13 protein-coding genes and 1 pseudogene are annotated in these 14,461 nt (G+C 64.9%); 10 read left to right on the top strand and 4 right to left on the bottom strand.

What is annotated here, in order from left to right; genetic code table 11:
• Positions 1-159: 159 nt before the first annotated feature.
• Positions 160-1,767 carry a hypothetical protein gene (locus tag P9M14_06105; GenBank protein MDP8255303.1) on the top strand — a complete coding sequence of 536 codons (1,608 nt, stop codon included), beginning with the start codon at positions 160-162 and terminating at the stop codon, positions 1,765-1,767.
• A gap of 180 nt (positions 1,768-1,947) precedes the next feature.
• Here the strand turns inward: P9M14_06105 and P9M14_06100 are convergent, their stop codons facing one another.
• Both P9M14_06100 and P9M14_06095 read right to left on the bottom strand, forming a co-directional pair.
• The gene (locus P9M14_06100) at positions 1,948-2,673 is read right to left on the bottom strand and encodes a hypothetical protein (GenBank protein ID MDP8255302.1); all 726 of its coding nucleotides are present in this window, start codon (positions 2,671-2,673) and stop codon (positions 1,948-1,950) included.
• Positions 2,619-2,987, bottom strand: a complete 369-nt coding sequence (locus tag P9M14_06095; protein MDP8255301.1) for a hypothetical protein — start codon at positions 2,985-2,987, stop codon at positions 2,619-2,621. Before P9M14_06095 ends, P9M14_06100 begins: the two co-directional genes overlap by 55 nt.
• A 100-nt stretch (positions 2,988-3,087) precedes the next feature.
• On the opposite strand from P9M14_06095, the gene P9M14_06090 reads away from it, so the two are divergent.
• The 4 genes from P9M14_06090 (at position 3,088) to P9M14_06075 (ending at position 5,107) form a co-directional block, all read left to right on the top strand.
• The gene (locus tag P9M14_06090; protein MDP8255300.1) at positions 3,088-3,621 is read left to right on the top strand and encodes a hypothetical protein; all 534 of its coding nucleotides are present in this window, start codon (positions 3,088-3,090) and stop codon (positions 3,619-3,621) included.
• A gap of 28 nt (positions 3,622-3,649) precedes the next feature.
• Positions 3,650-3,871, top strand: coding sequence for a hypothetical protein (locus tag P9M14_06085; GenBank protein ID MDP8255299.1), 222 nt, complete (start codon positions 3,650-3,652; stop codon positions 3,869-3,871).
• Positions 3,872-3,930: 59 nt separating this feature from the next.
• A complete protein-coding gene (locus tag P9M14_06080) occupies positions 3,931-4,617 on the top strand; it encodes a zinc metallopeptidase (GenBank protein ID MDP8255298.1) in 687 nt (228 codons plus the stop codon).
• A gap of 73 nt (positions 4,618-4,690) precedes the next feature.
• Complete coding sequence (locus tag P9M14_06075; GenBank protein MDP8255297.1) at positions 4,691-5,107, top strand: DUF5362 family protein; 417 nt, start codon at positions 4,691-4,693, stop codon at positions 5,105-5,107.
• On the opposite strand, the gene P9M14_06070 is transcribed toward P9M14_06075, so the two are convergent.
• Complete coding sequence (locus P9M14_06070; GenBank protein ID MDP8255296.1) at positions 5,093-5,284, bottom strand: hypothetical protein; 192 nt, start codon at positions 5,282-5,284, stop codon at positions 5,093-5,095. The two genes, P9M14_06075 and P9M14_06070, sit on opposite strands and share 15 nt — an antisense overlap.
• A gap of 147 nt (positions 5,285-5,431) precedes the next feature.
• Between P9M14_06070 and P9M14_06065 the strand changes: the two genes are divergently transcribed.
• Positions 5,432-6,370 (top strand): DUF933 domain-containing protein, encoded by a 939-nt coding sequence (locus P9M14_06065; protein ID MDP8255295.1) that lies wholly within the window; start codon positions 5,432-5,434, stop codon positions 6,368-6,370.
• Between the two features lie 32 nt (positions 6,371-6,402).
• On the opposite strand, the gene P9M14_06060 is transcribed toward P9M14_06065, so the two are convergent.
• Positions 6,403-8,928, bottom strand: a complete 2,526-nt coding sequence (locus P9M14_06060) for a hypothetical protein (protein MDP8255294.1) — start codon at positions 8,926-8,928, stop codon at positions 6,403-6,405.
• Positions 8,929-9,108: 180 nt separating this feature from the next.
• Between P9M14_06060 and P9M14_06055 the strand changes: the two are divergent.
• The 4 genes and pseudogenes from P9M14_06055 to thrC all read left to right on the top strand — a co-directional run bounded on the left by P9M14_06055 (position 9,109) and on the right by thrC (position 14,320).
• A pseudogene (locus P9M14_06055) lies at positions 9,109-9,300 on the top strand (IS1595 family transposase).
• Between the two features lie 285 nt (positions 9,301-9,585).
• Positions 9,586-12,054, top strand: coding sequence for a bifunctional aspartate kinase/homoserine dehydrogenase I (gene thrA / locus P9M14_06050; protein ID MDP8255293.1), 2,469 nt, complete (start codon positions 9,586-9,588; stop codon positions 12,052-12,054).
• Positions 12,051-13,019, top strand: a complete 969-nt coding sequence (locus P9M14_06045) for a homoserine kinase (GenBank protein MDP8255292.1) — start codon at positions 12,051-12,053, stop codon at positions 13,017-13,019. The genes thrA and P9M14_06045 overlap by 4 nt, the downstream gene beginning before the upstream one ends.
• Positions 13,016-14,320, top strand: a complete 1,305-nt coding sequence (gene thrC, locus P9M14_06040; protein ID MDP8255291.1) for a threonine synthase — start codon at positions 13,016-13,018, stop codon at positions 14,318-14,320. The genes P9M14_06045 and thrC overlap by 4 nt, the downstream gene beginning before the upstream one ends.
• The last annotated feature ends 141 nt before the right edge of the window (positions 14,321-14,461 follow it).

Below are 14,461 nucleotides of genomic sequence, written 5' to 3'. Positions count from 1 at the left end.
CTCACTGATCCGTCCTCGACGTACCGCAGTGGGTACGCCTGCGGAGTATCAACTCGGCTTCCTTGTTCTTGCGGCATCTTGCACGCCTCGTAACCGAGCCTCATGAATAATCCAGGCTAAGTTTGACTAAACACGCTGCTGGAGGCTACAAGGACCGGCATGGGACGCGACCGAATAATGTGGATTGTTTTGGCCCTGGGCCTGCCGATGATGCTGATCACGCTGTTCGCAGTGGTGCTCGCGGAACAGTCCGGCGCGCTGGAGTGGATCCAGCTGGGCCTGGGTTTGCCGCTGACCGTGCTGCTGATCGTGGTGCCGCTACGCGAGGCCCGGAGTCCGCTGCTCAGCCCCTGGCCGCTGCCGGTCGTGGCCTGCCTGGCCTGTTGCGGCATGGCGCTGTGGGCGCTGCTGCGACCGGACGATCCGCGGCTGAGCCTCGGCGGGCCGTACATGATCTTCGTCGCACTCAGCGCGCTGATCTGGGCCGCGGGACGCAACCTGGCGCGCAAGGCGCTGGGCGAGGTGGACGCAGCCTCGCCCCCCGGGCCGGATCGGCTGACCCGTTTCAGTCTGCCGTTGTTGCTGTTGGCCACGCTGCTGGCCGCGGGAATCTGGGCCGTGCTCGACAACGCGGGAACCGCCGCAAGCTCCGCCGGACTGGCAATGCTGGCAGTGCTGGCCGTGGGCCCGCCGGTCACGCTCTCGTTCGGCCTGTCGGCCCTGCTGCTGGTGGCTGCGGCGCGCGGCGGCGAATTCAGCATACGCCCCTGCACCTGGCGCACACTACGCCTGCCGGGCAAGATCGACCGCGCGCTGTTCGTCGACTCCGGATTGCTGGTCTCGTCCTCGCCGTCGATCGTGGACCTGGGCCTGGCGCCGGGCGTGAACAACGACGAGCTGGTGGACCTGCTCAAGCGACTGGACTCCATGCCCGCGGAGCGGCTCGAGCAACTGCCCGGGCTGGGCTACCGCACAACCGTCGACGACCTCGAGGCGCTGGTCGGTCGACCCGAGCTGCTCGAATCGCGAGGGATCGACGTGGCCGGGTTCGCCGAGCACACGGCGCGTTGCGAGCAAAGCGGCGCCAAGCCCACTCTGGTTGCACTGGGCGGACGCTGCCTGGGATTCCTGGCGCTGGCCTCGACCCTGCGCATGGAGGCCGGACTGGTGGTCGAGGCGCTCAAGGCCGGGGGCTGTACTGCAACGCTGGCTCAACCGCGCGAAGTCGCGGGACGGATCGCCCTGGAACGCCTACCGGCGCTCGAGGCGGTGGAGCCCGGACCCGAGGGACTGGCCGGACTGATTCGACAATGGCGCGCCGCAGGCGAGTGCGTGGCACTGGTCAGCGGGCCGCTGCTCGACCCCGAGCTGGCGCGCGAGGTCGACCTGGCGGTGGTGCTCGGCGCTCCGGCCGGGGCTGTGCCGCCGGGGGCCGACGTGATCGTCGAATCGCCGGACCTCGACGGCGTGATCAACGCTGTGGGCCTGGCCGCCTCGATCTCGCGCCGGGCCTCGCGGGTACGCCTGGCATCGGCCCTCCCGCACGCCGTGGCCCTGGTGCTGGCAGTGGGACTGCTGCACGGCACGGTCGGCCTGGGCACTTCGCCGCTACTGGGCTGCGCAGCTCTGGCCTCAGGCTGCGCGCTGATCATGCTTCAGGCGCTGCCGATCAGCTCCTGGGAGCCCGACTCCAAGATCAGCCGCACCCTCGAACACGCGGTGCAGGCCCTGTCACAGGCTGTGGACGGTAACGCCGAAAAACACTGACCCGGCTTGGAGCCGGCACAAAACTCGCGCACCGCGATTATTTTTGGACATTGATCAATCCCGTGTCGCGGAAAGCATCATTGAACAATAATGATGGTCCGCTCGCGTGCCATGCTGCGGCTCATAGCCGCCCGGGCGCGGGGTGGGTCGTGGCGCTACGACCAGCGTACTACGCGAGTTTTATAATTTTCCGTCTTTGTCGGTGGGCTCGGCGCGCCGGGCCAGGGACTGGCGCAATGCCACATGTCCGGCCTCGAGCAGCTCCTCGGCGGCCTGGTCGTCGAGCTTGTGCTTAACTACCTGCTCCTCGAGCGCCTCACGCAACGCTTCGCCCAACTCGTCGCTGAGTTCCTCGAAGTCGCGCGCCACGGGCATGCCGTCCTCGTCAACCCAGCGCACCAGATCTTCGCGGCGTCGCGGCCTGACGCGCGGCCGGGGTTTGTCCCTGCGCGCTCTGGGCCACCAGAGGATCAATCGCCGCAGGATCAGCACTACGATCGCCACGCCGAGCAGGAAGCCCAGGTTGTAGAGAAACCCGCGATTGGGGAACTGAATCAGCGGCAGCTTATCGCTCAACAGGCTCAACAACGTCACCACCGGCGACCACAGTCCGTGCAGCAGGCCCGAGAAAAATCCTGAATGGGGGATCTTTTTACTTGCCTCGCGTTCGGCCGGCGCCGTTTGGGGCGGCTGCATCTGTTGCCCGATGAGGTCGGCGGTAGTAAGCAGCGTCTCTCCCAGCGATTCCTCGGCAGGTTCGATCGGCTGCTCGCCCGCGGCGAGCACGACGTTGGAGCACAGCAGCAGCGCCAGCAGGGCCAATATCAGCGGGGTGCGCGCCAGGTTGGACATCACAACGTGGGCATGTAGATCGCGAATATCGTCAGCGGCGAAGCGATCAGCCACAGGCCCCAGACCACGGTATTGGCGATGGTCAGACTTCGGCGGCAGTAGCGCACGCCCAGATAGGCCAAGATTCCCTGGATGCACAGCAGCACGCAGATGACGATCAGTCCGCCCATTGACGTGCGTAGCAGCGTGCCCAGCTTCATTACCAGCTGGGTCAGCGTCGGCAGGTCCAGGCCCTCCGCGGCGAATTGGGCCATGGAGCGCGGCGCGAGCACCAGCAGCATCCAATAGGTCAGCAGCGCGCCGAGCAGGCCGAACCCGCCGAGCACGATATTGATCAACCCCGTAAGCTGGGGATCATCGTTGGACATCACGGCGTTCCTCCCTGTTCGATATAATTAGCACAAGCCGCGTCGCGCCGCACCTTTGACAAGCGCGTGGGCCGATGGTACGAGGGACAGGCGAAGGGGGGTGATTAAAGCCGCCTTACAAGATGCTTTAAGTTGTTTTGCAATCGGCCAACTCATAGCCTGGCTGGCCAGCCACGGACTGTCCGAGCCCGACGCGCCCGGACGGCGGGAATTAGGCTGGACCTTGCTGTTTGCCGCGCTAGGTTGGGTGCCGGTCAGCCTCTACTTCCTGCTGGTCCATCCCGCCTGGAGCTGGGCTTACGCGGTGGCCGATTCGCCGATCAATTGGAACCTGGTGGTGTTCGCGCTGACCGCCCAGGTCGGCCTGCTGCTGCTAGGCTATTTCTGGAGCTGCGAGCTGCTGCGTGGCGGCTCGATTTGGGCTCCGCTGATGTTTGCCGTTTCGTGCGCGATTTACGTATTGAGCCTGATCGCGCCCGGCGACGTGCTGCACCTGTTCGGCACTCTGGAGCAGTTCCAGGCCGGGCAGGCCGTGCCGATCTGGCGTTGCTGGCGGTTGATGATCGAGCTGGCCGTTTCCGGCGTTTGGCTCGTAGCCTGGCTGCTGGTCGTGCGCAGGAGGATCAGAGATTAACGACTCACTGCTGCTCGACGACCAGTTCGTGCTGGAACTCGAGCAGATCATCTATAAACTCTCGCGCTTCGACGTGGGGGACGACGTGTTCTCCAAACGCGAGCGGATGCTGCTCGAGGTGATGCGGCTCAACGGCCGCAGCGTAATGGCACACCTCCAGCTGACCCTGCGCGATTACCGCGGAATCAACAAAGAGGGGCAAGCCAAGATCAGACGGCTGTGCACCGCACTGGAAAAGATCTGTCGCTAGCCTTGATTCGCGAGAAATCGGACTTACATTTACCAATGATCATCGGAGGAATCGAATAGATGGGCTTCTTCTTCTGGGACTGGACCGTACTGCTGCTGATACCGGCGCTGATCCTCGGGCTGTGGGCCCAAGCCAAGGTATCGAGCAGCTTCAAGAAATACTCCAAGGTCCGTTCGCGCCAGGGCTATACCGGTGCCCAGGTGGCGCGCTATCTGCTCGACGGCGCGGGCCTGAACGACGTGGCGATCGAGCGCGTGGGCGGCCGATTGTCGGACCACTACGATCCGCGAGCCCGCGTGCTGCGGCTCTCCGACGGGGTCTACGCCAGCCCGAGCCTGGCCGCCATCGGCGTGGCCGCGCACGAGACCGGACACGCGTTGCAGCACTCGGAGGGCTATTTGCCGCTGGGCGTGCGCAACGCGGTGTTCCCCGTGGCGCGCATCGGCTCCTGGGCCTTTATGCCCACATTCCTGCTCGGGTTGTTTTTCCACAGCCAAATGGGAATCCTGCTCGACGTGGGAATCATGCTCTTTACCTTCTATGTGTTCTTCACGGTGGTAACCCTGCCGGTGGAGTTCAACGCCTCGCGCCGGGCGCTGCAAATGCTCACCCAGACCGGCTACCTCAGCGATGAGGAGGTCGGCGGCGCCCGCTCGGTGCTCAGCGCCGCGGCCATGACCTACGTGGCAGGCGCACTGATGGCGATCCTCAATTTCTTGCGATTGCTGATTCTGCGCGACCGATAACCGCGCGTTGCGGGCCATTGTCCGGTGCGGCGCTTTATGTTAGACGTTGCCCACCTATCATAAGAGGCGCGAGTTGACAGATAAGCAGAACAAGCAAGAAAAGCCGCAGATCGAACCGGTCAAGCCGCAGACGATCAAGGTCGAGCTGAGTTCGGCCGACATGCAGATCGTCCAATCGATTCGTCGCTGGTCCTCGATCAGCGGCTGGTGCGTGCTGCTGCTGGGGATCGCCGAGATGCTGACCCTCTTCGGCATTCCGGCCGGAGTCCTGATGCTGCTGCTGGGCATCCACCTGCTGGCGCTCTCGCGCAACGCCGAGGCGTTCCAGGAGCATCGCGAGGCTCAGGCCCTGGCCGAGATCGGCCGCAGGGTCAAGCTCTCGCTGATCTACGCCGGGATTATTTCGCTGCTGTTTTTCCTGGTCTTCGCCGCCATGCTGACCGTCAGCCTAGTCACCAAGTCGGGAATCCTCTCGCTACTGACGGGTTAACCTTTCGCGCTTAAAGCGCAGCAGCTCGCGCACATCAAAGCGCTCGAAATCGCCTTGTCGCACGGCCGCAAGCTCCTCGCTCTGCACGGCGTCGAGCAGCGCCTGCTCGTCCACCAGCAGCATTTCAGCGGCCTGGCCCAGAGACACCAACTTCTGCTGATCGCGGTCGATCTTCATCAGCGGCCTCCTTATTGTGGTCAGTCGTCTTAATCAATATTAGATTCCACCGCGCGATGCTGTAAACTGCGCCACATGCGAGCCACGCTTATCGGACAACCACGTTGCGGCAAGACCAGCGCGCTTCAGGCGCTCTCAGGCATCCAGATGGCCTCTCACCAGGGACCGGTCACCGTGCGCGTGGCCGACGAGCGTCTGGATCAGCTCAGCGAGATGTACAAACCCAAGAAAACCACCCGCGCCGAGATCGTGCTCGAGGAGATGACCCTCGAGGTGCGCGAGGGCGGACGGCGCAACGAGTGGGAGCGCTACGTCACCCGGCTGCACGGCTCGGAATTGCTGGTGCACGTGCTCGACGCCTTCAACTCCGGGAGCGATCCGCACGCCGCACTGCTGGCCCTGGACGCCGAGATGATGCTCGCCGACCTGGGAATCGTCGAGCGCATGCGCGAGCGGCTGATCAAGGAGCAGCGCGAGCCGCGTCTGGTCGAGGCGCTGGCCGCGGCCCAAAAGTGGCTCGAGCAGGAGCGCCCCCTGCGCACCATGGATTGCGAGCCCGACCTGCGTAAGGCGATGACGGGCTTTAACCTGGTGACGTTCATCCCGCAGCTGCTGGTGCTCAACACTCCCGAGGACGCGGAGGAGTACACGCCGGACCCCGAGCTGCTGCAGGTCGCGGGCGAGCGCCGCGTGGCCGCTGCGCCCCTGGGCATTGCCGCGGAGCTGGCGCTGCTCGACCCTTCGGAGCAGGCCGCATTCCTGGCCGACCTGGGCATGAGCGAGCCCGCGGTCGATATGCTTGTGCGCGAAATCCTCGACCAACTCCAGCTGATCCAGTTCTTCACCGTGGGTGAGGACGAGGTGCGCGGCTGGCTGATCCCGCGCAACACCCCGGCCAAGGTCGCGGCCGGCCGCATCCATTCGGACCTCGCACGCGGGTTCATTCGCGCCGAGGTCGTGGGCTGGCAAGACCTGATTAAACTCGGCTCGCTCCCCGCCTGCCGTTCCGCCGCCCTGCTGCGCCAAGAGGGCAAGACCTACCTGGTGCAAGACGGCGAGATCATGCACGTCAAGTTCAACGTCTGAGGTGGTGGCACCCCCAAGGTGCCCCTCCCCTTTTAGCGGCAGCAGCTGGGCAGCGGCGGTAGTGCGAAATCATGATACGTGGTGTCGTCCCCCGCTGGATCGCCGTCCAGGAAGTACGTCACCGCGTGCACGGGCACATCTTGATCTTCTACAATACCCATCTCGGTCGGGTCGATGTGCAGGGTCAGGGTATCGCCATCAACTTCGTAGGTCGTGCTGGTTGCGACCGGCGCCCATGAAGAGCCGTTGAACGAGACCCTTAACAGCTCGAACACGCCCGGCGCCTCGCTGAAGATGACGTAGTATTCGTCCGCCCCGGCCTGCGGGGATGTGGGCTCGCCGTTGGGCGAGGAGGGGTCGGAGTCAAAGGCCACGGCCCACTCGGTGTAGCTCGAGACCGTATCCAGGTCGTCGGCGTAGGTGATGATCGCATCGAAGCCCTCGACGGTCTGCTTGATTCCGTAGGTCAGCACGTCGGCTCCCGGTGTGTCCGTGGGGCTGCCCGGCACTCCGTACCAGAAGATCAGATCGCCCTCCGGGTCTTCCCAACCCCATTCGGGCAGAGTGCAGACGCACTCGCAGTCGCCGCCGAGGCTGGTCTGCGGATCGCTTTTGTTCCCCTTGTAGTTATCCTTGGCCCAGCTCATCGCCTCCTGCGGATCGACCTCGCCGTCGTCGTTGCCGTTGGGCGGATCGTCGGCCTGATTGTTCTCGTGGGCGCCCCACAGGGCGTTGGACACGTACGAGCCGTCGCCGTCTCCGCGTCCGTAGGAGACCTTGTTTTTGCTCGCCGAGGTCAGCACGTTGACTCCCGGCAGGTCGATGGCGTCGCTCGATCCGTCGACCAGGTGCCCCGAGTGGCAGCTCTGGATCATGAAGTTCAGGTTGCAGTAGCCCTCCTCGCTGCACTCGCCGGCGTAGTAATCCATCGGGCTTTGGCAGTGTCCGTCTGGATCAATCGCGTCGCGCAACTTCTGGGATGTCAGCTTGCCGCCGCCGTTTTGCGCACGGATGCCGCTGGTGCTGCCGTGGCCCGTGATGTAGACCCACAGCTCGTCCAGGCACGTTCCGCCCTCGAGAAAATCGCTGATTGCGTCGGCCGCCTCGTCGGCGGTCGGCTTGTTGAGCAGGGTTGAGTTGCCCGAGCCGAAGCGTCCCTCAAAGAACGACTGGGCCTTCTGGCCGTTGCGCTCCATCCAGGAGTTGCCCGGCGAGTCGCCCAGGTTGATCACCAGCGCCTTGCACTGGTAGGGAATCTCGATCTGGTCCTCCTGGCAGACGTAGACGCACTCCTTCTCCTCGGGCTCCGGCGGCGTGACCGGCGGCAATTCGGGCACGGGATATGTCGGCGGAGTAACGTCGTCGTCATCGTCAATATCATCGTCGTCGTCGTCGCCTCCGCCGCCCGGGCCGTACCAGGGGACGAAGTTGAAGTAGTGGTCCTCGATCTCGCCGTACTTGAACGCGCCCGAGCCGTCCCAGCCATCGGAACCAAACGGCGTGCCATCGATCTGCGAGCGGGTCAGGGCCACGCGCACCCAGGTCTCGAACACGAAGGTGTTGTTGGCGCTCAGGGGCATGGCCACGGGGTCGGTCCAGATCCAGCGCGAGCTGCCGGGGCTGACGTTGACCTTGAAGTTCTGCACCAGCCATTCGTCTCCCAGGCTGTTGTGTTTCCATTGGCCGCTGCGGTCGGTGTCGACCAGGATGTTGATGTAGCGATCCTGGTCCGGTGCGCCCGCTGCCACCGCGACCTCGACCAGAAAACGCACAGTGAGCGCGCCGCTGTTGCGGTCGAAGTAGAAAACCCAGTAGACCTTGTCGTCGGCATCGTCGTCGATCAGGTTGGGCGTGCCGTCCGGGTCGTTGGGATCGTCGGCGTCGACCTCGGCCGAGACGTTGGGGCCCAGGGTCTCCTGGCCCACGGTCAACGTATGGCCGCCCGGATCGCCGGTGGCCGAGTTGGCCGTGGCGTAGAGCGTGGGATAGCTGCCGCCGATGGAACCGTTGAGATAGGCCGGGGTATCGTCCGGCGCGTCGCCGTAGTCGGCATTGGGCGCGTCGGCCTTGGCTTTGGTCGATCCGCCCTGCGTGATTTCGTCGGGCACGGCCTGGGGCGCGTAGACCTTGAGCAGGTCGTAATCAGCGAGGAACAGCGCCTGGCCGTCGAGCTCGGGCCACCAGCGGGGCTGCTCGGCGACCAAAGCGCCGGAGTCCGCGTCCACGAACACGAAGCGCGTGGCGTGCTCGAACTGGCCCAAGGGATCCTCGTCAAGGTAGGCGAACCAGAACGCGTTGTCAGGCGCGTGCGAAACCTCGCCTTCGGCCGCGGTCACCGCTACGTCGGCGGCCAGCGGCTGGGTCACCACGTAGGCTACCCAGGCGTTATTTTCGCCGTCGGTGTCGAACTGATCGACCAGCCGTTCCACAAGCGTTTCGACGTTTGCGATCTGGTCGTCGTCGTCATCGTCGTCATCGTTGCCACAGCCCCAGTTCACACTCAGCGCGACCAAGCCCAGCAATAAAACCACGGTCACCAGCAGCCTGCGATCGAACATTTGCACCTCCCGAACTCGTCGGCCGAAGAGGCGGAGCAGACGTCCAGCCTGAAGTCCTCCGGCTGATGAGCGTCGTTGGTTGGGATTCCGCTAAATGATAACAAACGATCAGGCGCATGGTAAGTTAAAACATGGGTCAAGACTAGAACCGGGGTTCTGAAAGTATGTTAAGCCATCGTTATCATGGCGAAAAACAGGTACGCAAAACGTGCGAAGATTTCAGAGGCTAAAATCAAGCAGATTTTGCGCCTTTTCGCGCTCGATTTGGACGCCACGTAGATCGCAAAAATCACCTGCCTCAACCGTAATGCCATCGACCGTTATCTGAGAGAAATCAGAGTGCGCATCGCCGTGTATTGCGAACAGCGATCGCACGTCCTCGCATAGGAGAGCGTCGCAAGCTTTCGGGCATTTAAAAACCGAAAAATCACAACCGCTCGCGCTAGATACAAAGATCGATTTATCGATCTTTAACCCACCCCCATCTTCCTATGCGGGGTGGATCGTGGCATTAGGACCAGCGAACAATACGAGCCTTGCCCCCGGCTCAAAGCCGGGCGGCTATGATTCAATTATGGCTTATGATATTAACCGACTGTTTTTGTCGGTACAGCGCCCTGTGGGCGGGACCGATAATGTTTAGCGAGGAATCGATAGATGTTGGTGCATAAATTCGGCGGAACGTCGGTCAAGGACGCCGAGCGGATCAGCGGCGTGGCGCGGCTGGCGGTCGAGAACCGGCGGCCCTGCGTGGTTGTGACCTCGGCCATGGCCGGGGTGACCGACAGCCTGATTGAGCTGGCCCGGGCCGCCGAGGCGCAGGACGAGGCGCAGGTCGCCGGGCTGCTGGGTGCGCTACGCGACCGCCACCAGCTGGCGGCCGAGGCGCTGTTCGCCGACTCGACCCCCGAGCCACGGCTGACCACGCAAATCGACGAACTGCTCGACGAGCTGGGCAAGCTGATCAAGGGGGTGGCCCTGCTGCGGCATTTGCCGCGGCGTTCGCTGGACCTGATCCTCTCGTTCGGCGAGCGGCTGAGCTGCGAGCTGCTGGCCGCGGCCGTCGAGCAATCAGGCGCTCCAAGCCGGGCCTGCGACGCGCGCGACTTCATTCGTACTGACGACCATTTCGGCAAGGCCAACGTCGATATCCAGACCAGCCGCGAGCTGACGCGCGCCGCGCTGCTGGACTTGTCCCGCGACTCGATCCCGGTGGTCACCGGATTCATCGGCCGCACAGCCCAGGGCCTGAGCACGACCCTGGGTCGTGGCGGCAGCGACTACACCGCCTCACTGCTCGGCGCGTTTCTCGACGCCGATCGGATCTGGATCTGGACCGACGTGGACGGCGTGATGACCGCCGACCCGCGGGTGGTGCCTGAGGCCGAGGTGCTGCCCTCGATCTCCTACCGCGAGGCGGCGGAGATGTCGTACTTCGGCTCCAAGGTGCTGCACCCGAGCACGATGATCCCCGCGGTTCAGGCGAAGATTCCGATCCGTCTGCGCAACTCGTTCAGGCCCGAGCTCGAAGGCACGCTGATCACCGATAGCCGCACCGACCAGTTCGAGGGGGTCAAAACTGTGACCTCGATCTCGGATATTGCGATGGTCACGGTGGAGGGCAAGGGGATGATCGGTGTGCCCGGGGTGGTCGGCCGCGTTTTCGCCACCACGGCCCGCGAGTCGATCAACGTCTACATGATCTCCCAGGCCAGCTCCGAGCAAAACATCAGCCTGCTGGTGCATAAGCGCGACGGCGCGCGGGCCAAGACCGCGCTGGACCGCGAGTTCGAGCTCGAGCTGGAGCGCGACCGCATCGAGCGCGTGGATCTCAACGAAGAGGTCGGCATCCTGGCGATCATCGGCGAGGGGATGAAGGGCACCCCGGGCATCAGCCAAAAGCTGTTCACGGCCTTGGGTCGCAGCCACATCAACGTGCTGGCGATCGCCCAGGGCAGCTCGGAGCTCAACGTCTCGGTGGTGGTCGACCGGCACGACCTGCACCGCGCGGTGGGCGCGGTCCACACCCGCTTCGGCCTGACCTCGGCGACCCACGTTTTCGTACTGGGCAAGGGCCTAATCGGCCGTACGCTGCTGCGCCAACTCGTCCAGAGCAAGGCGCGCCTGCGCCGCCACGGCACCTGGCTCAACGTGATCGGCGTTTGCGGCCGCACCGAACTGCTGTTCAACGAGTTCGGCATCGACGATCAGACCCTGCGCCGTATTGCAGACGGTGAATCGCTGCTCGAGCTGGGCGGCGAGCAGCGGCCGGACTACCGCGAGATCCTCAAGCGCGTGCTCCAGACCCGCCGTCTGGATGTGGCGCTGGTCGACGTCACCGCGGCCGAGACCGGCGAGTTGCAACTAGGCGCCATGCGTCACGGAATCCACGTGGTGACCGCCAATAAAAAGACGCTCTCCGGGCCCCTCGAGCTCTACCGCTCTTTGCGCCAAACCGCCCGCGAAAAGGGCGTGGGCCTGTACTACGAGACCACCTTCGGCGCGGGCCTGCCGGTGCTGTTCACCTTGCAGGATCTGCTTGAAACCCACGATACGATCCAGCGCATCACCGGCTGCTTCTCGGGCACCCTGGGCTACATCTGCTCCGGTCTGCAAACCGGGCGACGTTTCTCGGAGGTAGTGCGCGAGGCTAAAAGCCTGGGGTACACCGAGCCCGATCCGCGCGATGATCTGTGCGGCATGGACGTAGCGCGCAAGGCGCTGATCATCGCCCGCGAGATGGGCCAACCGCTGGAGATGGAGCAGGTGGCCCTCGAGGGCATGGTGCCCGACGAGCTGCTGGCGCTGCCCGACGTCGAGAGCTTCCTGGCGCGCCTGGACGAGCTCGACGAGCCCTACGCCGAAAAGGTGCGACAGGCCGCGGACCAGGGGCGCGTGCTGCGCTACCTGGCTCAGATTACGCCCGAGGGCGTGAGCGTCGGCCTGCAGGCGGTGGAGCTATCCAGCCCCGAGGGGCAGCTCAGCGGGCCGGACAATATTTTGGTCTACCAGACCGACCGCTACACCGGCGAGAACCCGCTGGTGATTCGCGGTCCGGGCGCGGGAGCCGAGGTCACGGCCGCGGGCGTGTTCGGCGATTTGCTCAAAGTGGCGCGGCACGCATGAGCGCGCGGCCTGCATCCCGCGACTGGGTCGGCGTGTTTGCGCCGGCCACCGTGGCCAACGTCGGCCCGGGATTCGACTGCTTCGGCTTTGCCGTTGAGCAGCCCGGCGACGTGGTGCGGGTGCGAATTGTCGCGGGCAGCGGAGCGAAAGTGCTGCGCATCGAGGGCGACGGCGGCAAGCTGCCGCGCGAGCCCGATCGCAACACCGCGAGCGTGGCCGCCCTGCGCGTGCTCGAGGGCTATCCCGAGCTGGCCGCGCAGTACGGCCTGGAGCTTGAGATCGACAAAGGGCTGCCCCTGTGCTCGGGCCTGGGCTCGAGCGCTGCCAGTGCGGCCGCCGGTGCGGTAGCGGCTATGGAGGCGATCGTCGCGCTTAGCGGCGCGACCTTTGATCGCGAGCTGGTGCTGCGCGGAGCGTTGGCGGGCGAGGCCGTGGCCTCGGGCGCGGAGCATGCGGACAACGTGGCTCCGGCCCTGCTCGGCGGGTTCACCATTGTCCAGTCGCGCAGCCCGTTGCGCGTGGAACGCTTCGACCCGGCGCTCGAGCTGGCAGTGGCGCTGGTTACTCCGCAGATCGAGATTCCCACCAAGACCGCGCGGGAGATCCTGCCTCGGCTTGTTCCCCTCGACGCTGCGGTGGACAACTGGTCCAACAGCGCGGCCCTGGTGCTGGCGCTGCTGCGCGGCGATTGCGACCTGCTGGCCGCGGCGCTGTGCGATCGGATCGTCGAGCCGCACCGCGCGGCATTGATACCGGGCTGCGAGCAGGTCAAGGCCGCGGCGCTTGAGGCCGGAGCCTTGGGCGCGTCGATCAGCGGCGCCGGGCCGACGATCTTTGCCCTGGCCCTCGATCAGTCCACAGCACAACGCGCGGCCGAGGCAATGCACGCGGCGTTCCAGCGCGCGGGCCTGCAAAGCCAGGCGTTGGTAACGCGGCCCAGCCCGCAAGGCGCGAGGCGGATATGAGCGAACCCTACTCACGATTGCACTGCATTGGCTGCGACAAGAGCTACGACGCGACCGATGTGCGCTACCGTTGCGACTGCGGCGACCTGCTCGAGGTGCGCCACGATTTGCAGCGAATCAAGCACGACTTCCCGGATTTGCGCGCTCTGTTCGACCAGCGGCTGTCGGCCGTGGACCCGCCCTACAGCTCCGGGGTCTGGCGTTACCGCGAGCTGATTTTGCCCGACCTACCGCCCGAGCAAATCGTCACCAAGCCCGAGGGCAACACCAACCTCTATCGCAGCCCCAAGCTCAGCGCGGCGTTCGACACGCAACGGCTGTTTCTAAAGCACGAGGGCGAGAACCCGACCCTGAGCTTCAAGGATCGCGGCATGACCGCCGGCGTCTCCTGGGCCCACCATCTGGGCATGAAGGTCGTGGCCTGCGCCTCCACCGGCGACACCTCGGCGGCGATGGCGGCCTACGCGGCCGGAGTCGAGGGCATGCAGGGCGTGGTGTTTCTGCCCCACGAAAAGGTCAGCCCCGAGCAGCTGGCCCAGGCGATCACCTACGGCGCCAGGACCCTGGCCCTACGCACGGACTTCGACGGCTGCATGCGACTGGTGCAACAGATCTGCGAGCAGCATCCGATCTACCTGTTGAACTCGATGAACTCGTTCCGCATCGAGGGGCAAAAGGCGATCGGCATCGAGACCGTGCAGCAACTGGGCTGGCGCGTGCCGGACTGGTTCGTGATCCCCGTGGGCAACGCGGGCAACGTCAGCGCCCTGGGCAAGGGGCTGCGCGAGGCCTACGAGCTGGGCCTGATCGACCGCCTGCCGCGCATCGCCGGGATACAGGCCGCGGCCGCGGACCCGCTGTACCGCAGCTACCTAAGCGGATTCGAGGAAAAGATCCACGTGACCGCCGAGCCGACCCTGGCAAGCGCGATCCGCATCGGCGCGCCGGTGAGTCACGACAAGGCGGTCAAGGTCGTACAGCAGTTCGACGGCGTGATGGCCAAAGTCACCGAGGCCGAGCTGATGGACGCCAAGGCCGCTGCCGACCGTTGCGGCGTTGCGGTCTGTCCCAACTCCGGCGTGGCCCTGGCCGGGCTGCGCAAGCTGCGCGCCGAGGGCACGATCCACGACGACCAGAGCGTGGTGGTAATTCTCACGGCTCACGGCGCCAAGTTCTCCGGGGTCTCGGTGGACTACCACACCGGAGCGCTGCCGGGGCTCACTCCGCAGGTGAGCAATGCACCGCTGGTGCTCGAGCCCGAGCTGGGGCTGATTGCACGCGAACTGGGGCTGGATTCCTGAACCGGACCGCTATCATTTTTTAACGATTGTTTCCGCGCCGCGCTCCCCACACGCGGCGTGGGCTTTGGCCTTGCGACCCTGGTTCGCTCGCGCGTTTTGTGGGCGCCTTTGAGGCGCAGCAAAACTCGCACAGTTCGCTGG

This window comes from Candidatus Alcyoniella australis (assembly GCA_030765605.1).
Lineage (GTDB): Bacteria > Lernaellota > Lernaellaia > JAVCCG01 > Alcyoniellaceae > Alcyoniella > Alcyoniella australis.
The sequence above is the reverse complement of the archived record's forward strand: the minus strand, read 5'-3'. Positions and strand labels throughout refer to the sequence as shown.

Coding starts and splice junctions, on each gene's coding strand:
- P9M14_06095 (MDP8255301.1), bottom strand. CDS start 2,987: ATGTCCAACGATGATCCCCAGCTTACGGGGTTGATCAATATCGTGCTC.
- thrA (MDP8255293.1), top strand. CDS start 9,586: ATGTTGGTGCATAAATTCGGCGGAACGTCGGTCAAGGACGCCGAGCGG.
- P9M14_06065 (MDP8255295.1), top strand. CDS start 5,432: ATGGCCTCTCACCAGGGACCGGTCACCGTGCGCGTGGCCGACGAGCGT.
- thrC (MDP8255291.1), top strand. CDS start 13,016: ATGAGCGAACCCTACTCACGATTGCACTGCATTGGCTGCGACAAGAGC.
- P9M14_06080 (MDP8255298.1), top strand. CDS start 3,931: ATGGGCTTCTTCTTCTGGGACTGGACCGTACTGCTGCTGATACCGGCG.
- P9M14_06105 (MDP8255303.1), top strand. CDS start 160: ATGGGACGCGACCGAATAATGTGGATTGTTTTGGCCCTGGGCCTGCCG.
- P9M14_06045 (MDP8255292.1), top strand. CDS start 12,051: ATGAGCGCGCGGCCTGCATCCCGCGACTGGGTCGGCGTGTTTGCGCCG.
- P9M14_06070 (MDP8255296.1), bottom strand. CDS start 5,284: ATGAAGATCGACCGCGATCAGCAGAAGTTGGTGTCTCTGGGCCAGGCC.
- P9M14_06060 (MDP8255294.1), bottom strand. CDS start 8,928: ATGTTCGATCGCAGGCTGCTGGTGACCGTGGTTTTATTGCTGGGCTTG.